We start from the raw sequence: 23,861 nt of genomic DNA, 5'->3' as shown, positions 1-23,861 counted from the left end.
GGCCTTGCATCCGATATGTGATTCCGCAGGAGTTCCCTCCACACTTGTCTTCTTTTATAGTACCCTTTTTAGGGTATTATTTCTCATGATATGCTCACAGTGAACTTTTTTGCCGAAGAGCAAATTTCAGATAAAAAGAGACAGGGAGCTATTCCCTGTCTCTCGTCTTTCTTTATCAATCATGAAAATTCGTGCCGTCAGTCGTTGCTTTAATGATACCGGCGCGAATGACAAAGTCACCGAAGTGCTCGCCTTCGTCGCGTTCTTTCGCATAGCGGGAAAGAAGGACGCGCAGCTCGCTTAAAATGTCTTCTTCACCGATGTTTTCACGGTACATTTTGCTTAAACGGCTTCCGTCAAATGCAGCGCCAAGATACATATTATATTTGCCCGGCGCCTTTCCGATAAATCCGATCTCACCGAGCGCATGGCGTGCACAACCGTTCGGGCACCCTGTCATGCGAATGGTGATTTCCTGATCACGAAGGCCGTTTTCGTCAATGATCTCTTCAACCTTATCTAAAAAGGTCGGCAAGTAACGTTCTGCTTCAGCCATTGCCAATCCGCAGGTCGGAAGAGCAACGCACGCCATAGAGCTGCGGCGGAGCGCTGAATGATGCTTGCCGTCAGTGAGTCCGTATTGCTCGATTAACGCACTGATTTCATCTTTTTTATCGCTTGAAACGTTCGCAATAATCAAGTTCTGATTGGCTGTCAGACGGAACTCGCCTGTGTGAACTTTGGCGATTTCCCGCAAGCCTGTCATCAGCTTATAATCATCGTAATCCGTCACACGGCCGCCTTCAACAAACAGCGTAAAATGCCATTTATCCTTAATGCCTTCCACCCAGCCGTAGCGGTCGCCGTTATGATCGAAAAGATACGGCTTCGCTTCTTCCAGGCTCCAGCCGAGACGGTTTTCCAATTCTTCCTTTACGGTTTCTAAACCGAGGCGGTCAACCGTGTATTTGAATCGCGCATTTTTGCGGACAGAACGGTTTCCGTAATCACGCTGAATTGTAATCGTTTTTTCAGCAATGTCATACAGTTGCTCAGGACGGCAGAACCCGATCACCTTGGCTAATTGCGGATATGTCGCTGTGTCGCCATGCGTCATTCCCATACCGCCGCCAATGGCCACGTTAAAACCGATCAGTTTGCCATCTTCAACAATCGCAATGAATCCAAGGTCTTGTGAAAAGACGTCAATATCATTAGACGGCGGAACAGCAATACCGATTTTAAATTTCCGCGGCAGATAGAGCGGTCCGTACATTGGCTCGACTTCTTCCGGCGTGCCAGCCACTCTCTCCTCATCAAGCCAAATTTCATGATATGCCCTCGTCCGCGGCAGCAGATCATCACTTAATTTTTTAGACCACTCGTATACTTCTGAGTGGATTTCAGACTGATAAGGATTCGATGCACACATGACATTGCGGTTTACGTCTCCGCAGGCTGCGATCGTATCCAAAAGAGCTGAGTGGATCGTCTTAATGGTTTTCTTCATGTTCCATTTCAGAATCCCGTGCATTTGGAACGTTTCACGTGTCGTCAGTTTTAATGTGCCGTTCCCGTATTTCTGAGAAAGGTCATCCATGACAAGCCATTGCTCAGGCGTTGAAACGCCTCCTGGCATACGCACGCGCAGCATGAACTGATATGCCGGTTCAAGCTTTTGCTTTTGGCGTTCATTGCGGAGGTCGCGGTCATCCTGCAAATAACTGCCGTGGTGTTTCATCAGGCGGTTGTCATCATCCGGAATTCCGGCACTGATCCGATCGAGCATCACTTCTTTCAGTGTGCCGCGCAAATAATCACTTTCTTTTTTTATGCGTTCAACATCACTTGGAGAGCCGTCCGGTGCTTTTAAGATTTTGGTCACCATGTTGAAAAACTCCTTTCAAGTCAAATCAGTATACATCACGCTGATAGCGTTTTTGCTGCTGCATATCGGCAAGATAAGCTTCCGCTTCTTCGCGGCTCATATTGCCTTCTTTCTCGATAATTTCAAGTAATGTGTTATGGACGTCATGCGCCATGTGCTTTTCATCACCGCAAATGTACACGGCCGCGCCTTCTTGAAGCCATTCGAACAATTCCGCGCTCTGTTCAAGCATGCGGTGCTGCACATATACTTTTTCTTCCGTATCACGTGAAAATGCCACATCCATTTTTGTCAGCACACCGTCTTTGAGCCAATTCTGCCACTCTGTCTGATAAAGGAAATCCGTGACAAAATGCTGATCGCCAAAGAACATCCATGCTTTTCCTTCCGCTCCCATCTCTTCGCGCTCCTGCATAAAGGAACGGAACGGCGCGACGCCTGTCCCAGGGCCAACCATGATGATCGGCGTTTCAGGATCTTTCGGAAGCTTAAAGTTTTGATTGTGCTGGACATAAACCGGTAGTGTGTCTCCCGGCTGCAGACGCTCCGCGCATAAAATCGAGCAGACGCCTTTACGTTCACGGCCGTGCGCATCGTAGCGGACTGCACCGATTGTTAAATGCACTTCATCCGGATTTGCGGATAAACTGCTCGCGATCGAATAGAGGCGGGCCGGCATTTTTCGCAGAATCGAGACAAACTCCTGCGCAGATACACTGAACGGGCCATAATCACGAATAAGATCAAGCAAATCGCGTCCTTCAATATACGCTTTTACATTCCCCTCATTCCCCGGGGCTAAAAGCTCTCTAAGCTCATTGCTGCCTGTCAGCTGGGCTGCCTGTTCAAGAAGCGGTTTTGTGAGAACGGTAATCTCATAGTAAGAAATCAGCGCTTCTTTCAGCGGGCGGACATCACCTTGCTTATTAAGCGTCACAATTTCTTCCGGGTCCCAATTCATTTCCTTAAGCAGCAGCTCGACAAGCTCCGGATCGTTTTCCGGATAAACGCCGAGGCTGTCACCAGGCTCGTAAGTCAGGCCAGAGCCTTCAAGAGACAGCTCCACATGGCGTGTTTCTTTATTTGATCCTCTGCCGTTCAAATTTAAATTTTCTAACACTTCAGCCCGAAACGGGTTTGTTCTGGAATAGGAAGACTCACCGGTTTGAGGCGCTGCTGGAGCATGCGCGGCACTTCCGCCCCCGGCTTCACTTAAACCCTCAAATACGCTTTCAAGCCATTCGGCTGCCGGCTCATCATAGTCAAGATCGCAATCAACGCGCGGAGAAATCCGTTTTCCGCCGAGTTCTTCTAAGCGCTGATCAAATTCTTTCCCTGTCTGGCAGAAAAATTCGTATGAACTGTCACCAAGCGCCAAAACAGAAAAACGAAGAGCTTCAAGCTTAGGCGCCCGTCTTCCATGGAGAAATTCATGAAACGACAGCGCGTTATCAGGCGGCTCGCCTTCACCGTGCGTACTGACGACGATCAAAAGATTATTTACTTTCTTCAGCTGATTCGGCTTAAAATCGCTCATGGACGAGACAGTTACTTGAAAACCGCGCTGCTCAAGCTGCTTGCCGGCATTTTCTGCAAGCCCCTGTGCGTTGCCCGTCTGTGAACCGTAAAGAACGGTTACTTCCTTTGAAACGGCCGGTGCCGCCGCTGCTGCAGACGCTGCCGCCGGCGCCCCCGCAGTTTCTTGGGCGGAAACAGATTGCGCGGATAAATATCCGCTCAGCCAGATTTTCTGAGATTCGGTCAAGGTTGGCAGAAGGCGGTTAAGGAGCTCTGCCTGCTCCTGATTAAACGGACTGTTCATTACCTGAAGTTGCAACGTATCCACCTCACAAAGTTATAAACTGATCGAAAATTGCATCTAATTGAACTTTACCGGAATACTAGGCTTAAGTAAAATATATTTACATGATGATAACTATTAAGAATCCTAATGATAAAACCGCCTTATTTCATTTAAATAAAAAAAGAGAAGGGTTCCCTTCTCTTCATTCAGCATTCTCATATAAATGAGACGGCACAGCCGTTACAAACGGACTTGCCTTACCTGTATAAAACACCGTCAGCGTATGCATCGCACGGGTGCAGGCAGTGTATAACAGCCTGCGATCGTGCTCTGTTTGATAATGTTCTTCTGAAGCATCATAGACAAGTACTGCGTCAAACTCAATTCCCTTCGCTAAATACACCGGAATGACACAAACTCCCTTTTGGAATGTTTGATTTTCTTTATGAATCAGTCGAACATCTATATATTCACTCATGCGTGCATGCGCCTGTACGCATTGCTGCGCAGTCTTGCAAATGACGGCTATCGTTTCGTGACCTTGCTTCTTGAGCCGCTCAATTTCTTTCGTAAGCTTTTGACACAGGTCCTCACGTCCTTCGGTTTTAAAAACGCGAGGGATTTCCCCATTTCTGTTAAAAGGCTCAATGTCCGCTCCATCCTGAAGCATCGCTTTTGTTAACTCGACAATCTGCCTTGTCGATCTGTACGTTCTCTTTAAACGAACATATTCAGCCGCCTCACCTTCAAAGCACGCATCCATACGCTTTGCGCCATGTATGGCATGGGCGTAGATGGACTGATTGATATCACCGAGCACTGTCATGCTGGCAGCCGGAAAAATGCTTCTCATGTACGCCATCTGAAACGGTGAATAGTCCTGAGCTTCATCGATAAAAAGATGTTTGATCTTCGTATTTTTCTTTCTGCCTTCAATCAGATCCTGCATATAAAGAAACGGTGCCGCGTCCTCATAGAGCAATTTATTTTCCGCAAATGCCGATCGGGTCAGCTCTCCTATTGCTGCCATCTTCTCATGCTGAGATTCCCCTCCCCAGCCAGAAAACAATTGCAGGTACAGCTGTTTCACATCAAGAAATGCAAGGAGTCTGACCGCCTGTTTGAGCGGTTTGAAAGCCTTTTTTACAATGATAGCGGCAAGCAGCTGCTGCTCTCTTTGATAATCGTTAAACGTACTCTCACTGAACCGTTTCCTTTCCTGGAGCTTTTTGTACACGTCCAGGTAATCCTCTTTGTCGAGCAGCTCAGCTTCCTGAACGACCCAATCCTTACGACGTTCCTTTTTCTCAAGCTTGTTTAGCTCACTCAGCAGCCACTTCGCTGTTTGCTCCATCCGATTCGGAATGGACTGTCTTTGATCCAGTGAGTAAAAATAGGATTGAATTTGTTCCTTTGTGATCAGCTTTTGTCCGCGGAAGATGATATTTTTAAAGATCATCCCTTCAGAGGACAGCCGTGTGACGTATTCATCAATGAATTGCTGAAAAGATAATCCCGCCTTACATGTGATTCCCGCAAGCCTTGTTGGAAAACCGCCATCCTTTGTTTCAGTCAGACAATATTCAAGCTGATCAAAGGGGCTTTCACATTGAAACTTGCGGCCAAGCCGATGCTCGATATATTCCTGAAACGTCGCCTGCTCCATGTTCTCTTCCCCTAACTCAGGCAAAACAGAGGAGACATAGCTGTTAAATAAAAAGTTGGGAGAAAATAAAACGATTTGTCCGGCATCTATGACGCCGCGGTGCCTGTATAACAAATAAGCGACACGCTGAAGCGCTGCCGATGTTTTCCCGCTGCCAGCCGCTCCCTGCACGATTAGGAATTTACTTTTTTCATTACGGATAATCTGATTTTGTTCTTTCTGGATCGTAGACACGATGTTTTTCATTTGGGTATTAGAGTGATGGCTTAATACTTCTTGCAGCATTTCATCGCCGATCGTCATATCAGTATTAAACATCGCCTTGAGAGCGCCGTTTTTAATGATAAACTGGCGTTTCAGTACCATTTCTCCTTCTATCGTTTCACCGGGCACTTCGTACTCCGCTTTTCCTGGGGAATAATTGTAGTACATGCTTGATATCGGCGCCCTCCAGTCATAGATCAGAAAGTGTTCCTCCTTCTCATCCATACAAGAAGCTAAACCGATATAAATTCGCTCTGCCTGCTCCTCACCGTTTTCAATAAAATCAATCCGGCCGAAATAAGGCGAAGCTTTTAATTGATGAATTCGTTTGAGCTGCTGATCCATACGCCGATGATTCCGTTCCCGATCTGACAGCAGCTCTGCCTGCTGCTTAATGCTTGCCATCGTTTCAACCGCTTCATGGGCATCATCAAGATTAACCGTAACATCCTCCCAAAAGCTTTTTCTTAATCCGATAATATCATGCTTTAACCCGCCCGCAGACGTTTCCAGAAACCGCTCTTTTTTGCCGAGCTCCTGCAGCACCTCATCTATTCTTGACTGCTCTTCCTTCCATTCCTTATCCTGCTGATTCATGAACGGCACCTCCAGAAAATAGTTGACAAACACTGAAGAAATACTGTAAAATATAATTGGATACATATATTCAATATATGATAAAAATACGCAAATACAATTTATCTTAGCACATTCACCCAATATCAATCAAGGTTTGGGTTATTTATATGCACAAAAACCGATTTCAAAATTGAAATCGGTTTTTTAATGTTAGTTATCTAAACGAAAAGAACGGTTTGGCAGCTTCCAATTAAACATATAGGAACAAACGCGGCAAACAACGAGCACGAAAAACAGTACGTACAAGCCGAACGAGTTTCCCAGCCAGCCCAAGCCGACGATTAAACCGCCGAGAGCCGCCCAGACCGCATAAATTTCTGCTTTCAGCACAAGCGGTTTGCGCCCGGCAAGAAGATCGCGAATGATTCCGCCGCCGCTTCCCGTCAGCACCGCTGCCACGATGACGGCACTAAGCGGATGGCCCATTTTGACGGCATACAATGCGCCTTGGATAGCGAAGGCTGCGAGACCGATCGCATCTGATAAATTGCCCCACTTATTCCAATGCTTCAGCAGCAGCTTCGGGAACAAAAACACAATCGTAATGGATAAGAGCGCGATTTGAAAGTACGCTCCCTGCTCCCATAGTGCTGACACCGGAACACCGATCAGCAAATTGCGGATCGCTCCCCCTCCGAAAGCTGTGACAATCCCTAATATATAAACTCCTAAAATATCATATTCCTCTTCCATCGCAACGATTGCGCCGCTGACTGCAAACGCAATGATACCAATCACACTGAGCAGCTCCCAAGCCATTCTGATGACTCCCTTTATGTTTGTTAAATTTTCTGACGACCTCTAGATTTTATAATCGCTCAAGCGTAAAATCAATAACAATTTCACGATAAAAAAAGATAAATTTAGAGAGAGTACACCAAACGCTATCGAGCATGAGTTTTCGAGATAAAAAAAGCGCCCGGCATACAGCGGGCGCTTTTTTGTTATTCAGATTTTTCGCCTTTCAGCAGACACATAAAAACGATAATCAGGATAAAAGCAATCAAGGCCAGGAATGGAATGGTAATAAAACCAAACCAGTTAATATATTGGCCTGAGCACGGCACGCCGCTTACACACGGCTTAATGCCGGTAAAGCCGGGCACTTTTTGCTCTAAGTAGTGCATGATCGAAATAAATGCCCCGATAATCGCCATGGGGAGCACATATTTTTTCACGCGTGTGTCACCTTGAAAGGTGGCGATGCCTAAAATCAGGACGAGCGGATACATGAGGATACGCTGGTACCAGCACAGTTCACATGGAATGAACTTTCTGATTTCACTGAAATACAGGCTGCCAAGCATAGCGACAAGAGCCACAACCCAGGAAGCATATAAAAATACAATTCTATTTTTCATATGATTACTTCCCTTTCAGCTCTTTTTCTATTGTTTCTTTGATTTCATCATAATCTGAAAAATCACTAATCACTTTATCATTTACGTAAATCGTCGGTGTTGCGTTTACGTTCATTTTTTGATTAAGGTCAGAATCCTTTTCCACTTGAGAAGCGAATGTTTCCTTATCAAGATTGTCCTTGAGCGTCTCAGGTTTTACCTTTGTGGTGCTTTTTGCAAGATCACCGAGAACGGCTGGGGTCACCCATTCCTGTTCTGTGTCCGGCTGTTTTTCGAACAGCTTTTCATGGAATGCCCAGAAAGAGTCAGGATCTTCTTTCCATACTTCTTCTGATGCAAGAGCCGCTAATCTTGAACCTGTTCCATGGAACATGACGTTCACGAATGAAAATTTCACATCGCCCTTATCAATAAAGTCTTTTTGTATTTTTGGGAAGATGTCACTGTTAAACACCTTACAAGACGGACATTTGTAATCTCCGAATTCTACTACAGTTACCGGTGCATCATCCTTGCCAAGCACAGGCTGGCCTTTGATAGAAGGCTGTCCGGAAACCGCTTCATTGCCTTGTTCCGTTTTGTTATTAATGATTACAATGGCTGCTAGCAATACAACAACCACAATCGTAAGGATGACCGCGAATTTCGCAGAAGACTGCTGTTTCTTTTTCACTCCGACACCTCATCGTTTTCAAATTAAAAAAGAAGCGGATCGCAATTGACCCACTTCTTTATTTTAACAAGACAAGTGCCTATAAGAAAACCCCGAAAAAATGAATTCTCTCCGACAATTTATCTGTTTTTGAGACGCATAACGCGCATGGCGTTTGCCACAGCGAGCAGGGTAACGCCGACATCTGAGAAAACCGCTTCCCACATGGTCGCAATTCCAAATGCTCCAAGAATGAGAAAGATCGCTTTTACTCCTAAAGCAAAGCCGATGTTTTGCCACACGATTCGCCTTGTCCGTTTCGCAATCCGAATCGCTTCCGCTATTTTCGACGGCTGATCTGTCATCAGCACGACGTCTGCGGCTTCTACCGCGGCGTCTGAGCCAAGGCCTCCCATGGCCGCTCCGATATCCGCGCGCGCAAGCACCGGCGTATCATTGATGCCGTCACCGACAAAAATGAGTTTTTCGTTTGGCGAAAGCTTGGCTTCCAATGCTTCGACCCGCGACACTTTATCCTGCGGCAGCAGCTCCGCATACACCTCGTCGATGCCAAGCTGTTTTCCGACGGCTTCTCCCGTTTGTTTCGAATCACCTGTCAGCATAACTGTCTGTTTGATTCCAAGCGACTTCAGATCAGCAACCGCCTGTGCTGCATCTTCTTTTACTTCATCCGCTATGATGATTGCTCCGGCATAGCGTTGATCAACAGCAACGTGCACGATTGTTCCGGCATGTTCATCCGGGACGCCCTTAACCTGTTCTCTATCCATGAGCTTCTTATTCCCAGCAAGGATTTCTGTTCCGTTTACTTTTGCAAAAATGCCGTGGCCGGATATTTCCTCGTATGACTCTATCGCATCAGATGAAAGTATTTTCCCGTAAGCTTTACGCACAGATTCAGCAATTGGATGTTGGGAGTGAAGCTCAGCATATGCCGCCGCTTCAAGTAATGTGTCCTTTGTAAATCCTTCCGCAGGTTTGATTTCTGTCACTTCAAAGCTTCCTTTTGTTAATGTTCCTGTTTTATCAAACACCGCGTATTTGACTTGATTCAAGGCTTCTAAATAATTGCTTCCCTTCACAAGCACTCCGGCCTTTGAGGCTGCGCCGATTCCGCCAAAGAAACCGAGCGGTATAGAGACCACAAGCGCACATGGACAAGAAATCACTAAGAAAATAAGTGCACGGTACACCCAATCGGAAAGTGCGGCGCCAGGAATCACCAGCGGCGGGACAAAGGCCAGCAATACCGCGATGATCACAACAGCAGGTGTATAATACTTGGCAAACTTCGTGATAAAGTTTTCTGTACGGGCTTTGCGGCTGCTCGCATTCTGAACCAAATCTAATATTTTTGATACTGCAGATTCCTGGTAGCCCTTTGTGACTTCAATATGCAGAACGCCGTTTTGATTGATAAAGCCTGACATCACATCTTGTCCTTCTGCAGCTTTTCTCGGAACGGACTCACCTGTCAAAGCAGACGTATCAACCATCGCTGATCCCTGCATGACCTTACCGTCAAGGGGTATGCTTTCTCCCGGATTGACCACAATGATGTCTCCTGTCTGTACGTCCTCCGGAGAAACCAGTTCGATGCCGTTCTCTGTTTTGACATTGGCGTAATCAGGCCGTATGTCCATTAACGCACTGATTGATTTTCTGGACCGGCTGACCGCGGCTCCTTGAAAAAGCTCACCGATTTGGTAAAACAGCATAACGGCTACGCCTTCAGGGTATTGCTGAATCAGAAAAGCACCGATTGTGGCAAGAGCCATTAAGAAATGTTCATCAAACACCTGACCGCGGCTGATGTTTTTGACTGCACGGATGATAATGTCACCGCCGATGATCAAGTAGGCAGCGAGGAAAAGTATAAATTCAATGGTTCCGGAATGAACGACATATGCTGCTGCTCCGAGTATGATAGCCGCCGCCATTCTGATCAGCATATTGATCATTCGATGACGATAGCCGTCATCAGCTGATTTCTGTTTATGCTTTTGACGAACCGTTACATGCGGATCGATTGATTTCACTTTTTTCTCCACCTTATTGGTGACCCATTGCTCTTCTTTTCCATCGGCTGAGACAGTCAAGGTGCTTGCCGCAAAATTAACCGCACATCCGTCAATGCCTTTTATGCCTTTGACTCCGTTTTCGATTTTTTGGGCACAATTGCTGCAATCCAAACCGTCCAGAACGTATTCCTGTTTCACTAGTCTCACCTTACCTTCCGATTTAGGGTTCCCTCTTCAAAGCGTATCAATGAGTATTGGTATTGAATTTATATATATGAGCACATACTCATATATTGGTTACGTCTATTATATGTCGTTTTCCAAGAAAGTGTCAATGAAAAACAAAAACCGGCATATGGCCGGTTTTTATTTTACTTTCTGCAGACGCAGCGCATTCAGAACAACAGAAACGGAGCTGAATGCCATTGCTGCTCCCGCTATCCACGGCGCTAAAAATCCGAGCGCTGCGATTGGGATACCGAGGCTGTTATAACCAAGCGCCCAGAATAAGTTTTGTTTAATGTTTTTCATTGTTAATCTGCTCATGCGGATGGCGTCGGCAATGCTGTTCAAATCTCCGCGAATCAACGTAATGTCCGCTGTTTCCATGGCAATGTCCGTGCCTGTTCCAATCGCCATGCCGATATCGGCTGTGGCAAGCGCCGGCGCATCGTTAATTCCGTCGCCCACCATGGCCGTCTGACGGCCTTCTTTTTGCAGGCGGGAAATTTCCGCCGCCTTTTGTTCTGGAAGGACTTCGGCAATGACACTTGTAATTCCCGCTTCCTTCGCAATCGCTTCTGCAGTTCTGTGATTGTCACCTGTCATCATGATGACATCCAGGCCCAACTCTTTCAGACGGGCCACGGCCTTCCGAGACGTGTCTTTTATCGTATCGGCAACGGCTACAAGTCCCGCTGCTTCTCCATCAATGGATACAAGCATAACCGTTTTTCCTTCTGCCTCAAGTTCTTCCATTTGGGCAAGAAGTGCACCATGCTCAACCTGTTCGCTCTCCATTAACTTTTTTGTGCCGACGAGAATGGTTTTGCCTCCGGCTTCAGCCAAAATGCCTGCGCCAATCTTTGCTTCAAAGCGGGTCAGCCTCGGTATCTCAAGCCCTTTTTCTTTCACACCGACAACAATCGCTTCACCGAGCGGATGCTCTGATCCCGTTTCGGCTGCCGCCGCAAATTGAAGCAGATCTGTTTCTTCAAAACGGCCGAACGGAATGGCATCAGTCAGTCGCGGCTTCCCGTTTGTTACAGTTCCGGTTTTATCAAGAACAATCGTATCGAGACGATGTGTTTTTTCTAAATGCTCGCCGCCTTTAAAGAGAATTCCGAATTCAGCAGCGCGCCCAGATCCGGCCATAATGCTCGTCGGAGTGGCAAGGCCGAGGGCGCAAGGACATGCAATGACAAGAACCGCAATGAACTTGCTGATCGCTTCGGCAAAATCGCCGGGAGCCGCCCAAAGATACCAAATGAGGAAAGTGAGAACGGCAATCCCCAATACGATAGGCACAAAAATGCCGGAAATCTGATCAGCGAGACGCTGGATCGGCGCTTTTGACCCTTGTGCTTCCTCGACAATTTTGATGATATGAGAAAGTGCCGTATCCTTTCCAACGTTGACAGCTTTGATTTTCAGGAAGCCGTTTGAGTTGACGGTTGCACCTGTCACACTGTCACCTGGATCTTTGTCAACAGGAAGACTTTCTCCTGTAATCATCGATTCATCTACTGCCGAGCGGCCTTCAACCACTTCCCCGTCAACAGGAATTCGTTCGCCCGGTTTGACGTAAACAATATCATTGACTAGCACTTCGTCTATCGGAATGATTTGCTCCTGTCCGTCTCTTACGACAGTCGCTGTTTTCGCTTGGAGCTTCATCAGTTTTTTAATTGCATCCGAAGAACGGCTCTTTGCTTTTGTTTCAAACAGCTTGCCTAATAAAATCAGCGTCAGCAAAATCGCGCTTGTTTCATAGTAAAGGCCGTCTGTATGCCCATGGGAACCAAGGCTTTGGATGGTAAGATAAAGACTGTAAGCATAAGCAGCCGTTGTTCCGAGCGCGACCAATACATCCATATTGGCGCTTTTATTTCTGAGCGCCTTATACGCACCCTCATAAAACGGCCAGCCGATCAGAAACTGGACCGGTGTCGCCAGCGCAAACTGCATCCACGGATTGAGGAATATATCCGGCACCCAAATAAACGATGTAAACGTAAAATGGCTCACCATCGCCCAAAGCAATGGAAATGACAGAACCGCTGAAAAGATCAGTCTCGCCGTTTGCTTCCGTTCTTCTTTCTTTTTAGAAGCTTCCGTTTCTCGTTCCTCATCACCCTTCAGCTGAAGCTTATATCCCAGCTTATCTACCGCTTCTTTCAAATCGCCGACAGACGCTTCTTTTGGATTGTACTCGACCGTGACCGTTTCTAAAGCGAAGTTTACAGGAGCATTTGTGACGCCTTCTATTTTGTTAAGCCGCTTTTCAATCCGATTGGCACAGGCTGCACAAGTCATGCCTTCAATATCGAATTCAGCTTTTTCTGTCACGACGTGATAGCCCAGCTTTTCTATTTTTTCCTGAATCGCTGCAGCCCCTGTCTCAGCGGGATCGTAGGTGACATTTGACGTTTCCATTGCCAGATTGACATTGGCATCCGTCACACCGGGCATCCGCTTCAGGCCTTTTTCAATTCTGGAGGCACATGCCGCACAGGTCATACCCGATACCTGCATCGCGATTTCCTTTTGTTCACTCAATCTACTCACTCCTTTATATACACCCGGGGGGTATATAAAAATGAAAGAAATATCGCGCCTCCCTAAAGGCGCGACACCTTGAATCAATCGGCTACATCATAGCCCTGATCTTCTATCGCATCCGCAATGTCCTTGACTGATACTTTGTCAGCATCAAACGAAACATCGACTTTTCCCGCTTCCAGATTGACATGAACAGCACTGACGCCGTCCAGTTCTCCTACGCTCGTTTCCACAGCTTTGACGCAGTGCTGACAAGACATTCCTTCAACTTGCAATGTTTTTTGTTCCATTTGAATTCCTCCTGTTTATCTTTCTGTTTTCATCCTACCATACCCCCGTAGGGTATTGCAACAAAAAAAGACTTTATGATTTTGTGAACTTTTTAAATACGTCCAAAAGCTCAGAAATGGCCTGTTCCCCGTCTCCGCTTTTGATGGCATCTGCTACACAGTGATGGGCGTGGTCCTCAAGCAAGTGAAGCGCCACATTTTTCATTGCCGCCTGAACAGCTGAAATCTGCACAAGAATATCTACACAATATCTATCGTTTTCCACCATATTTTGAATGCCTCTGACTTGGCCTTCTATCCGTTTCAGCCGGTTTGTGATTTGATCCTTTTCTTTCGAGCTTTTATGGTTTAATGCTTTATGTTCGTTATGCTTCTCCATGCGTACACCTCTGTTTCTTATATTAATTCCCATTATACTGATTGTCCAAACTGTTGTCTAAGCATGCCGCCGCAAAAAAATGAATCAGTTAGGTTTTACCATTTATACAGGAGGGTATATATCTCTTGTGAAAACGCTTTTAAAGGGGAGAAGAAAAGTGGATACGATAAAGGTTGGGATATTAGGGTACGGACTGTCTGGTTCTGTTTTTCACGCGCCGCTGCTTGCTGTTCTGGAAGAGTATCACATCAGCAAAGTCATGACATCGCGGACAGAAGAAGTGAAACGGGATTTTCCGGATGCAGAAGTTGTGCATGAACTTGAGGACATCACAAATGACCCGGCCATTGAGCTTGTCATTGTCACCACACCGAGCGGCCTTCATTACGAGCACGCTATGGCATGCATTCAGGCCGGAAAACATGTTGTGATCGAAAAACCCATGACAGCGACGGCCGAAGAAGGGGAGAAATTAAAGAAGGCTGCCGATGAAAAAGGTGTATTGTTAAGTGTCTATCATAACCGGCGCTGGGATAACGACTTTTTAACGATTAAAAAGCTGATCGCTGACGGATCCCTTGAAGATATCAATACATATCAAGTCTCCTATGACCGCTACAGACCTGAGGTTCAAGCACGGTGGCGGGAAAAAGGAGGCTCGGCCACTGGTACGCTGTATGATCTCGGCTCCCACATCATAGACCAAGCCCTGCATTTGTTCGGGTTGCCAAAAGCCGTGACTGCAAACGTAATGGCCCAGCGTGAAAATGCCGAAACCGTTGACTATTTTCATTTGACTCTGGATTACGGCAAACTCCAAGCCATTCTATACGGAGGATCGATCGTTCCGGCAAACGGCCCTCGTTATCAAATCCACGGACAACATGCCAGCTTTATGAAATACGGAATCGACGGACAGGAAGACGCACTCAGAGCGGGAAGAAAACCGGAGGATGACAGCTGGGGAGCGGATGATCCGGAGTTTTACGGAAAGCTGACAACCGTTCATGGCACGGACAAAAAAACAGAAACCATCCCATCAGTAAATGGCTCCTACCTTACCTATTACCGCAAAGTAGCAGAGAGTATACGAGAAGGCGCTGCGCTGCCCGTCACCGCTGAGGAAGGAATTGATGTTATTCGCATCATTGAAGCCGCGATGAAAAGCAGTGAAGAGAAACGAACCATTATGCTGGTGAAATAAACAAAAGCCTCCCCAAGAAAAGGGAGGCTTTTTCATTAAAATGTTTTTCCTGCTTCTTTCGCACGCGCAATCGCGTCTTCTTTGATTTGCTGTGCTTTATCAGGCTCCGCATTATGTCCCTCTACGAAAATGCCATCGAATGATGGTACACCGAAGAAGTTCATCATGATGCCGATGTAGCGGTGACCCATTTCCATTTCAGCCGCAGGGCCTTCAGAATAGTAGCCGCCGCGCGCTTGGATATGAATCGCTTTTTTATCAGTTAACAAGCCGATCGGGCCTTGTTCAGTGTATTTGAATGATTTTCCTGCAACTGCAACAGAATCAAGATACGCTTTCATTACTGGCGGGAATGAGAAGTTCCATAAAGGAGTAACGAATACGTACTTATCAGCAGATGCAAATTGATCACTAAGCTCTCCCAGACGGCCCACTTTCGCTTTTTCGCTTTCAGAAAGCTCGTCAAAGCCTGTGCCTGACTGCAGCTTGCCCCAGCCGCTGAATACATCCGCGTCAATGTGCGGGATGTTTTCTTTGTACAAATCGATATGTACAACTTCATCATTTGGGTTCGCTTCTTTGTAAGATTCGATGAATGCTTTACCTGTTGCCATACTGTAAGAAGTTGCTTCATCATGCGGGTGAGCAGTGATATACAATACTTTTGCCATTTTTACCAGCCCTTTCGTTTTTAAAAATCACACATCAATTATTATCATACAGACGCATCATGATTATTCTTTCTCTATTAGTCTTTATTATAGGGGCACTAAAAATTACTTTCAAGTAAAACATCTTGAATTAAAGATTACTTCTCTTTTCGAAAGCTGTCCGCAAGCCCGAATACAGTGCGGAGAGCTCTTTACTGATACGCGGGTAATAAGGAATATGCTGCACTTGTATGTCAGCCGGCATCCTTTTCATCAAAGCGGATTGCTCAGCCTGTTCAAAAAACACTTTTAACTGGTTCATCTCTTTTTCAGAAAACGGAGCAGGCGGTCGATGATGGGCTTGGGCCGAGAGCAAATAATACCCTAAGTGCTGAGCACCGGAAATGGCAGGCCAAAGCACATCTGCATTCGCGTTAGGAAAGTCCCCAAGCGCCTTGTCATACGCATCCCGAAGCCTAACCAGACTCACCCTTAACTTGTTCTCGTCTGCTTTCTGCCCGGTCAACAGTTTCTCCATAAAGTGCCCTTCCAGCCGAATCACGTCCCGCATTAGTTCAGGCAGCCGCTTCGTTGAAAACCGTCTCCACAAAACCATCGTTCCCAATAGCCCGATTACACTGCCAACAGCTACATCCGTCAGCCTCGCTATCATAAAATAACCGACGTCCGAGCCGCCATGCATGCTTTCTGTTATGACAAGCGCATTTGCGGTCAAAAAAGGAACCGCCAGCGCATAATTGCGGACAATCAGCATCTCAAGAAGACATTGCAGCGCTGCAATACACAACGCAATATAAACACCGCCCGGCTTAACAAACAGGATTGCTCCTGCCAGCCCAACACCGATCACGGTTCCGATTGAACGCTGATTGGCCCTGTGAAGCGTAAAGAGAACAGTAGTGCCAAGCATGACCGCTGCTGCCGAAAGCGGAATCCAATAGGAGCGTGCAAAGCCGAATGTGAGGGCAAACATATCGGCGGCAAACAGCACAATTCCGTACTTTAATGCCCGTATCAAAACGGGAGACTGCCAGTCAAAGGCATTTCTCAAAAAGTAAAAAGAGGCTGGCAGGCGGCTCGGTTCCCCGTCCGATTGCTTATCATTCCGTCCTGAAGCGATAGACAAAGCCTCATTGATTTCTTCAAACAGCTTCCGGCTTGGCTCAGATTCATTCTCTTTAATCTGAAACGCACTGGAACTACGAGCATGCCCCAGCGCATCTCCGGTTTGACGGAGTGCCTTTTCAATCTCGGCCGTCTCTCTGTCTGGCGTTTCAGCTGAAAAATGAATAATGGCAAGGAATATGTCGTCAGCTTTTTCGAGCAGGCGGAAAAATCGTTCATCATACTGTGATTTTTTCCGCCTGTTCCCCTTGCCGAGAACCGTTTGACGAGCTGTTCTGAGCATAAGCACCGTCTGATGCTGCGCATTATGAAAGCCTTGCGTACCGACGGCTGAAAGACATGCAGCCAGCTGATGATATGTTTTTTGCAGCACCGCCTCCTCCGGTCCATGTTTGTTCCATAACCAGCCGATTAAGGCGATACCCATGGCGAAAATGCCGCCGAGAAACGTCAGTCCCGATCTGAACAACGCTTGTGAAGGATCGGCCGGCAGCCCGGAGCTGACTAAAAAGGCAAGGACAAAAAACATCGGCGCAGGACCTTGTATACCGAGCGCGCTAAAAATAAACATCGCAGCTGCACCAATCAAGCCCAGGACAGCCGCCATTATCCAAACCGTCCCAGACAAAATAGTGCCTAATCCAAATGAGAGCGCGATCCCAATGGAAACCAAGAGCAGCTTCAAAGCGCGCTTTTTATACGATTCACCGCCCGCATATAAATAAACAAAGCCCCCGATGCTTGCAGTTAAACCATAATCCGTGTGACCCGCCAATGCGCCGATCAGCACAGGAAACCCTGAAGCGATCCCTGATCCGATCGCCTTTTTCCATGGAAATGGATTCGCATGAATGCGAAAGGCATCCTTCACGATGCTGGGCATGGTTCTTTGATTGTTCTCAACAGTTTTGTTCATTTGACAAAATCCTTTTCTATGAATGTATAGGACTTTTCCCGATTATTCACTATAGTATGCCCCAAAAACGCCTTCGCAGAGACCATACGTCTCTGCCTGCTTTACATCAGTTTATTCGCAATATCCTGAATCGGCTTGATCCAGTTGCTGTACGTCAACTCAGCAGCTTTTTTCCGATCCTTTTCCCTACATGCCGCAATGATTTGTTCATGTTCTTCAATCGAATTTTGCGGCGATTTAAAAAAAGACAAAAATAAAAGCAGCGCCTAACAGCACTGCTTTGTCCATTTGCTTTCTTTTAAGAGAAGATGAATAAAAAATAAAGGATAAATCAATAGATACCCATTAAACAGCCACCAAACAAGATCGAAGTCCCGGCTGAATGTCCAGAATGAAATCGCCTGAAGGCCTGAACAACAGGTCAGTACAAGAGAAATCAGCGCCATCAGCTTCCAGTCAGCACTGTTCTTCCGCTGCAAGTACAAGCTGTACAATCCTGTGAAAGAGATCAGGATATCCAGCGGGAAAAAGGACCAGTTCCAGGCGATCATAAACGGATGGTCATGATGTTTAAAAGCCCAGCTTTCCGGTATCAGCGAAAACCCAGCTGACAGCCAGTACAAGATAAAACCAATATCAGTCACGAGAAAAAACAGTTTCATATATCTCATTTGTACTGCCCGCTTTTATGTATCGGCTCAGACTGCGCCCGATGATCGATCAGGTTTAAAGACACAACACCGCCGATAATCAATCCGATTGAAATGAGTTTCATGACGCTAACATTCTCTTGAAAAAACAAAAAACCAACGACTGTAATCAGGACAATCCCCATCCCTGACCATACAGCATAAGCGACAGAGACATCAATTGATTTTAGCGTAAGCGTCAGAAAGAAAAGACTCCCGCCATAAAAGAAAATCAACAGGACACTGGGAGTAAGCTTTGTAAAACCCGACGATAGCTTCATGCTGACCGTCCCGGCAACTTCAAACAGAATCGCTAAGCATAGAAACACCCAATTCACGTAGCATCAGCCTCCTCATCAGCTGTTATGCCGTTAAACAATACATCTACAATCGATTCAAGAACCTCTCCTGTCGTGAACTGATGTTTGAGCGGATATTCGGGATCATACACTTGGTTGATGCTTCCTATATACATGTGAACAAACAGGTCCGGATTGATGCTTCTGATTCTCTTTTGCTGTTTGCACTCGTTTAATAATTCAAGGACAATTGTCCATTCTTCCTTAATAAACGTATCTAATGTAAGCCACGCATCGTAATGGTATTTCTTCAGATCACTTAATAATCCCATATTCAGCAGTTCCATCCCCTGCGGAAGACCGATCAGCATTTTTTTCACTTTTTCAAGAATGTCTAAACTTTCATTTTCATAGATGTCTTTTTCCATTTGCTTCATCTCTGCGATAAATTGCTCAACGACCGCTTCCGCAAGCTTGTCTTTTGATGAATAATGCGCATAGAGCGTCCGCTTGCTCGTTCCCAGCACTGCTGCCAAATCATTCATCGTAAATGAAAATCCTTTCTGCCTGATCAGCCGGATGGTTTCCTCCAGAATTCTTTTTTCCAAATCAATCCCTCGCTTTCGGTACTAATAAAACTATATTGGTACCAAAATTATACGACAGCAATTTATGGAAATCAACAACACATAAAAAAACCTCTCCCAAAAGGAGAGGTTTAAAAGACACTGCGAACCAAACCGCCGTCCGCCCGAAGCGCCGCGCCATTGATCGCGGAGGAAAGCGGACTGCTTAAAAATGTAACGAAGTGGGCGATTTCTTCCGGACGGATCAGTCTTTGAATAATGGATGTCGGCCGGTTTTCTTTCATAAAACGTGCCTCAGCTTCTTGAACAGTCAGGTTTTCATCAGGATACAGCGAGTTCAGCATGGTTTCCACACCCTCTGTTAAGGTAGAGCCCGGCATGACGGTGTTGACCGTGACATTCGTGCCGGTTGCCAGCTCCGCCAAACTGCGGGAAATGGACAGCTGCATCGTTTTTGTCGCACTGTAATGGGCCATTTCCTGTGACGGCATAACCGCCGCTTCACTGGCAATGAAAATCACGCGCCCTTCTTTTTTCTCTATCATGTTGTGCAAATACTTGCGTGTCAGCCTTACCCCGCTCATAATGTTCACTTCAAAAAAACGAAACCATTCATCATCGGGAATATCAAAGTACTCCGCCGGTTCAAAAATCCCTAAATTGTTGACCAAAATATCAACCTCTGGATATGCCTGAAACAGCTCATTGCAGCCTTCTTCTGTTCCCAAATCAAATGCAGCCGGATATAGTACCGCTTCAGAATGTTGTGTTTTCAATTCATCTATCGTCTGATTCACTTTCTCTTCCCGGCGTCCGTTAATGATCACTGCCGCGCCTTCTTCAGCTAACGAAGAGGCAATGGCTTTTCCGATTCCCGATGTCGAACCAGTCACCAGTGCGGTTTTTCCTTGTAAATTCAGCTTCATTCGTTCATCCCTCCGTTTTTGATTCCTCTTATTTATTGACAGAAATGCGTTTGGTGAAACATCTGCTCTGCAATCAGTATGAAACAGCTGGGATTGAAATGGAAGTACGCACTTTTTGGTGCCTGTGATCTGGAGAAAAAATAAAGCAGAACCCTCAAAGAGGTTCTGCTTTATTGTCAGTATGTATGGAGACGGTGGGAGTCGAACCCACGTCCAGAAACATCGATTACTTAAGCGTCTACGAGCGTAGCCTGCATATTTATGTTTTCACTCATCTTCTTGCCTGCGGGCGGGCCTTCCGAGAGCTAGTCTGTTCATCTCTTCTTACGTTCTCAGACGGGAACGCAAGCGTAGCCTACTTGGATGTGCTCTTCACAGACACATAGGCAATGTCAGGAAGAGCTCGCTGCGCTTATTAGGCAGCTAATGCTACGTTTTGGTTAAAACTGTTAGTTTTGCCAGTTATATTTAAGTGCGTGTTTACGAGATCGCCTCTCGGCTCGCAGCTCAAGCTCGATCCATCCCTGTCGAATCCGTAACGTCCCCTTGTTATAAGGGAAATACGGGAGAAAATATCAAGCTCTCACTCAAACTGGCTATAGTCTTATTATAACACGATCACGGTTCTTTTCAATTGTCAAATCCTTGAAATGAAAAGCGTTATGATCTGATCGTGAACACAGTATAGCACAGGCCTGATTTTTGAATCAAGCACTATGCCTTTAGAAGCCTTTTTGACTGTCTCTGAACGCTCTTTCGATTTCCCGCTTCGCGTCCTTGCGCTTCAGGTCTTCCCGTTTGTCATAGTTCTTCTTCCCTTTTCCAAGGCCGAGAAGCACTTTGGCAAAGCCGTTTTTCAAATACAGCTTCAGCGGAACGAGGGAATAGCCTTTTTCCTTTGTTAACCCGATCAGCTTATTAATCTCCTTGCGATGCATTAACAGCTTTCTCGTCCGGAGCGGATCGTGGTTATAGCGGTTTCCCTGCTCATACGGGCTGACGTGCATATTGTGAAGAAACACTTCTCCCCGTTCGATTTTGGCAAAGGAATCCTTAAGGTTTACGCGGCCGGCGCGAATCGATTTGATTTCGGTTCCTTGCAGAACGATGCCTGTTTCATAGGTTTCTTCTATAAAATAATCGTGATTGGCTTTCTTATTTTGAGATAATACTTTTCCTGACCCTTTTGGCATGCCAGAACCTCCTCTCTCTAAGGAAAAACTGTCCACCTTTTGCGATACGCTCTATTTTACCAAATGTCACGTACCGCTACAATGAAAAGCTGTTTCCGAAAGAAAGCAAATAGAGCGCTGCGGCCCTATTTGCTGGTTGAGCTGCTATTTCTTCTTTTTCCGTTTCTGTTTCGGCGCGTTTTGGAAGCCGCGTTTTTTCTTTTTCTTCTTCGGCTTAGTGAACCACTCCCCTTTTTCCTCAGACGGAGCTGGAGAAACAGGCGTATTGGTGCTTTGGACGCGCTTTCTGGCAGGCTTTCCGCGTTTTCTGCTCCGACTGCTGTCCAGTTCTCTCGGACGACGCGGAGAGCCCTTCATGCCGACGATTTCAAAGTCGATATTGCGCTCGTCTTTGTTGACATCGACAACCTTGACTGTGATTTCATCCCCAATGCGGAAGACGTTGCCTGTCCGCTCGCCGATCATCGCAAAATGCTGTTCGTCAAATCGGTAGTAGTCATCCGTCATAAAGCTGACGTGGACGAGTCCTTCGATTGTATTCGGCAGCTCGACGAACATTCCGAAGTTTGTCACTGAACTGATCATCCCGTCAAACTCTTCACCGATTTTATCAAGCATGTATTCCGCTTTTTTCAGATCATCCGTTTCACGCTCGGCGTCAACTGCACGGCGCTCCATCGTTGATGTATGCTCGGCGATATCCGGCAGGCGTTCAGCCCACTTTTCCTGTGTCGCTTCATCGACTTTGCCGTTGATTAAGTACGTTCTAATCAGACGGTGGACGATTAAGTCCGGATAACGGCGAATCGGTGATGTGAAATGCGTATAGAATTCCGTTGACAGACCAAAATGCCCCAAGCTTTGCGGGTCGTATTTCGCCTGTTTCATCGAACGGAGCATGACAGTAGATATAACGGTTTCTTCAGGTCTGTCACGCACAGCGTCCAGAATGCTTTGCAGCGCGCGCGGATGAATATTTCCCGCCGTTCCTTTCACCACATAGCCAAATGTCGTCACGAACTCTAAAAACTTTTGCAGTTTTTCAGCATTCGGCTCTTCGTGAATCCGGTATATAAACGGTACATTCATCCAATGGAAATGCTCCGCTACCGTTTCGTTCGCCACAAGCATAAATTCTTCAATCAGTTTCTCGGCGACAGAGCGTTCTCTGATGACAACGTCTTTAACCGCGCCTTCGTCATCGACAAGCACTTTCGCTTCTTTGAAATCAAAATCAACGGCGCCGCGGTTCATCCGCTTATCGCGCAGAATTTCTGCCAGGCGCTCCATATCTTTGAACATCGGAACGAGAGGCTCGTATTTTTGTTTCATCTCTTCGTCATCGTCAACAAGAATTTTATTCACATCTGAATAAGTCATTCTTTCCGTTGTTTTGATGACACTTTGGAAGATTTGGTGCTCCGTCACCTGTCCCTGACTGTTAATTGTCATTTCACAAGAAAGTGTCAGGCGGTCAACCTTTGGATTTAAGGAACAGATGCCGTTTGACAGTCTGTGCGGAATCATAGGGATGACTCGGTCAACCAAATACACACTCGTCCCTCTTTCAAGCGCTTCTTTGTCAATCGGCGAGTTTTCGGTTACGTAATGGCTGACATCAGCAATGTGAACGCCAAGCTTGTAGCTTCCGTCATCAAGCTTCGTCACGGTAACTGCATCATCCAAATCCTTCGCGTCCGCACCATCAATGGTGACAATCACCTGATCACGGAGATCACGGCGGTCTTTCAGGTCTTTTTCGTCAATTGTGTCAGGCGTACTTGATGCCTGTTCCATTGCGTCAGCAGGAAATTCTCCCGGTAGGCCGTGCTTATGAATGACCGATAAAATATCAATGCCCGGATCATTTTTGTGGCCGAGAATGGTTTCAATCTCGCCCTCTGCGTTCATGCGGCCTTCAGGATAGCTCGTCAGCTTGACAACAACCTTGTGCCCTTCCGCCGCTCCGTTTTTCCCATTTTTCGGGATAAAGATGTCACTCGTGATTTTTTTGTCGTCCGGAATGACAAAGCCGAAGTTTCTTGTTTCTGTATACGTACCGACAACCCGCTGAATCGCTCTTTCTAAAATGCGGATGACGGTCCCTTCCTGTCTTGAGCCGCTTGACTGTGAATTCAGCCGAACCATGACGATATCGCCGTTCATTGCCGTATTCAGCTCAGTAGGCGGAATAAACACATCGCTTAATGACGTATCCTCAGGCAGCAAAAAGGCGAATCCTTTTGCATGCGCTGAAATCTTTCCTTTTATTAAATTCATCTTCTCCGGAATGCCGTAGCGGTCGCTTCTCGTCCGTACGATAAGCCCTTTGTCTTCCAAAGTGACTAACGCTTTGACGAGCTCTTTAAACTCCTCGGCTTCCGTAATATTTAACATCTCCTCAAGTTCCTGAACGGTCAGAGGCTTGTACGCCTCTTCCTTCATAAACGAGAGAAGCTTATCCATAAATGCTTCTTTTTCCATT

The 23,861-nt window shown here is 46.4% G+C and carries 20 protein-coding genes and 1 other RNA gene; 1 reads left to right on the top strand and 20 read right to left on the bottom strand.

What is annotated here, in order from left to right; translation table 11 throughout:
• Positions 1 to 175: 175 nt before the first annotated feature.
• From cysI to csoR, 10 genes are all read right to left on the bottom strand, one after another.
• Positions 176 to 1,888, bottom strand: coding sequence for an assimilatory sulfite reductase (NADPH) hemoprotein subunit (gene cysI, locus KHQ79_RS07435; RefSeq protein WP_225514659.1), 1,713 nt, complete (start codon positions 1,886 to 1,888; stop codon positions 176 to 178).
• A 25-nt stretch (positions 1,889 to 1,913) separates the two neighbouring features.
• Positions 1,914 to 3,725, bottom strand: coding sequence for an assimilatory sulfite reductase (NADPH) flavoprotein subunit (locus KHQ79_RS07430; RefSeq protein ID WP_032732254.1), 1,812 nt, complete (start codon positions 3,723 to 3,725; stop codon positions 1,914 to 1,916).
• A 169-nt stretch (positions 3,726 to 3,894) separates the two neighbouring features.
• Positions 3,895 to 6,219 (bottom strand): RNA polymerase recycling motor HelD, encoded by a 2,325-nt coding sequence (helD, locus tag KHQ79_RS07425; protein WP_225514658.1) that lies wholly within the window; start codon positions 6,217 to 6,219, stop codon positions 3,895 to 3,897.
• A 192-nt stretch (positions 6,220 to 6,411) separates the two neighbouring features.
• Positions 6,412 to 7,020, bottom strand: coding sequence for a trimeric intracellular cation channel family protein (locus tag KHQ79_RS07420; RefSeq protein WP_003219999.1), 609 nt, complete (start codon positions 7,018 to 7,020; stop codon positions 6,412 to 6,414).
• A 185-nt stretch (positions 7,021 to 7,205) separates the two neighbouring features.
• Entirely contained in the window at positions 7,206 to 7,622 is a 417-nt protein-coding gene (locus tag KHQ79_RS07415) for a disulfide oxidoreductase (protein ID WP_003235152.1), read from the bottom strand.
• A gap of 4 nt (positions 7,623 to 7,626) precedes the next feature.
• Positions 7,627 to 8,295 (bottom strand): disulfide bond formation protein BdbD, encoded by a 669-nt coding sequence (gene bdbD, locus KHQ79_RS07410; RefSeq protein WP_133486014.1) that lies wholly within the window; start codon positions 8,293 to 8,295, stop codon positions 7,627 to 7,629.
• Between the two features lie 119 nt (positions 8,296 to 8,414).
• Positions 8,415 to 10,523: a heavy metal translocating P-type ATPase gene (locus tag KHQ79_RS07405; RefSeq protein WP_225514656.1), complete on the bottom strand. Its 2,109-nt coding sequence runs from the start codon at positions 10,521 to 10,523 to the stop codon at positions 8,415 to 8,417.
• A 159-nt stretch (positions 10,524 to 10,682) separates the two neighbouring features.
• Positions 10,683 to 13,094, bottom strand: a complete 2,412-nt coding sequence (gene copA, locus KHQ79_RS07400) for a copper-exporting P-type ATPase CopA (RefSeq protein ID WP_225514654.1) — start codon at positions 13,092 to 13,094, stop codon at positions 10,683 to 10,685.
• An 83-nt stretch (positions 13,095 to 13,177) separates the two neighbouring features.
• A complete protein-coding gene (gene copZ, locus KHQ79_RS07395) occupies positions 13,178 to 13,387 on the bottom strand; it encodes a copper chaperone CopZ (RefSeq protein ID WP_040081817.1) in 210 nt (69 codons plus the stop codon).
• A gap of 73 nt (positions 13,388 to 13,460) precedes the next feature.
• Positions 13,461 to 13,766 (bottom strand): copper-sensing transcriptional repressor CsoR, encoded by a 306-nt coding sequence (csoR, locus tag KHQ79_RS07390; protein ID WP_014115157.1) that lies wholly within the window; start codon positions 13,764 to 13,766, stop codon positions 13,461 to 13,463.
• A 79-nt stretch (positions 13,767 to 13,845) separates the two neighbouring features.
• On the opposite strand from csoR, the gene KHQ79_RS07385 reads away from it, so the two are divergent.
• Entirely contained in the window at positions 13,846 to 14,970 is a 1,125-nt protein-coding gene (locus tag KHQ79_RS07385; RefSeq protein ID WP_250648200.1) for an oxidoreductase, read from the top strand.
• Positions 14,971 to 15,005: 35 nt separating this feature from the next.
• Here KHQ79_RS07385 and azoRB read toward each other — a convergent pair whose 3' ends face one another.
• The 10 genes from azoRB to rnr form a co-directional block, all read right to left on the bottom strand.
• Entirely contained in the window at positions 15,006 to 15,641 is a 636-nt protein-coding gene (gene azoRB / locus KHQ79_RS07380; protein ID WP_019259473.1) for an FMN-dependent NADH-azoreductase AzoRB, read from the bottom strand.
• A 130-nt stretch (positions 15,642 to 15,771) separates the two neighbouring features.
• Positions 15,772 to 17,682, bottom strand: coding sequence for an FUSC family protein (locus KHQ79_RS07375; RefSeq protein WP_225514651.1), 1,911 nt, complete (start codon positions 17,680 to 17,682; stop codon positions 15,772 to 15,774).
• A gap of 101 nt (positions 17,683 to 17,783) precedes the next feature.
• Complete coding sequence (locus KHQ79_RS07370) at positions 17,784 to 17,933, bottom strand: hypothetical protein (RefSeq protein ID WP_003235161.1); 150 nt, start codon at positions 17,931 to 17,933, stop codon at positions 17,784 to 17,786.
• Between the two features lie 15 nt (positions 17,934 to 17,948).
• The gene (locus KHQ79_RS07365; protein ID WP_084993386.1) at positions 17,949 to 18,353 is read right to left on the bottom strand and encodes a YvaD family protein; all 405 of its coding nucleotides are present in this window, start codon (positions 18,351 to 18,353) and stop codon (positions 17,949 to 17,951) included.
• Positions 18,350 to 18,709 carry a DMT family transporter gene (locus KHQ79_RS07360; protein WP_225514649.1) on the bottom strand — a complete coding sequence of 120 codons (360 nt, stop codon included), beginning with the start codon at positions 18,707 to 18,709 and terminating at the stop codon, positions 18,350 to 18,352. Before KHQ79_RS07360 ends, KHQ79_RS07365 begins: the two co-directional genes overlap by 4 nt.
• Entirely contained in the window at positions 18,706 to 19,278 is a 573-nt protein-coding gene (locus KHQ79_RS07355) for a TetR/AcrR family transcriptional regulator (RefSeq protein ID WP_225514647.1), read from the bottom strand. The genes KHQ79_RS07360 and KHQ79_RS07355 overlap by 4 nt, the downstream gene beginning before the upstream one ends.
• A 110-nt stretch (positions 19,279 to 19,388) precedes the next feature.
• Positions 19,389 to 20,183, bottom strand: a complete 795-nt coding sequence (locus KHQ79_RS07350) for an SDR family NAD(P)-dependent oxidoreductase (RefSeq protein ID WP_225514645.1) — start codon at positions 20,181 to 20,183, stop codon at positions 19,389 to 19,391.
• A 183-nt stretch (positions 20,184 to 20,366) separates the two neighbouring features.
• Positions 20,367 to 20,729, bottom strand: a transfer-messenger RNA (tmRNA) gene (gene ssrA, locus KHQ79_RS07345).
• A 176-nt stretch (positions 20,730 to 20,905) separates the two neighbouring features.
• Complete coding sequence (gene smpB, locus KHQ79_RS07340) at positions 20,906 to 21,376, bottom strand: SsrA-binding protein (protein WP_003220025.1); 471 nt, start codon at positions 21,374 to 21,376, stop codon at positions 20,906 to 20,908.
• A gap of 144 nt (positions 21,377 to 21,520) precedes the next feature.
• Complete coding sequence (rnr, locus tag KHQ79_RS07335) at positions 21,521 to 23,860, bottom strand: ribonuclease R (protein WP_225514643.1); 2,340 nt, start codon at positions 23,858 to 23,860, stop codon at positions 21,521 to 21,523.
• Position 23,861 lies beyond the last annotated feature (1 nt).

The sequence above is a fragment of the Bacillus sp. TSO22 genome (assembly GCF_020223595.1).
Lineage (GTDB): Bacteria > Bacillota > Bacilli > Bacillales > Bacillaceae > Bacillus > Bacillus inaquosorum.
This window is presented reverse-complemented; position numbering and strand designations above follow the sequence as displayed.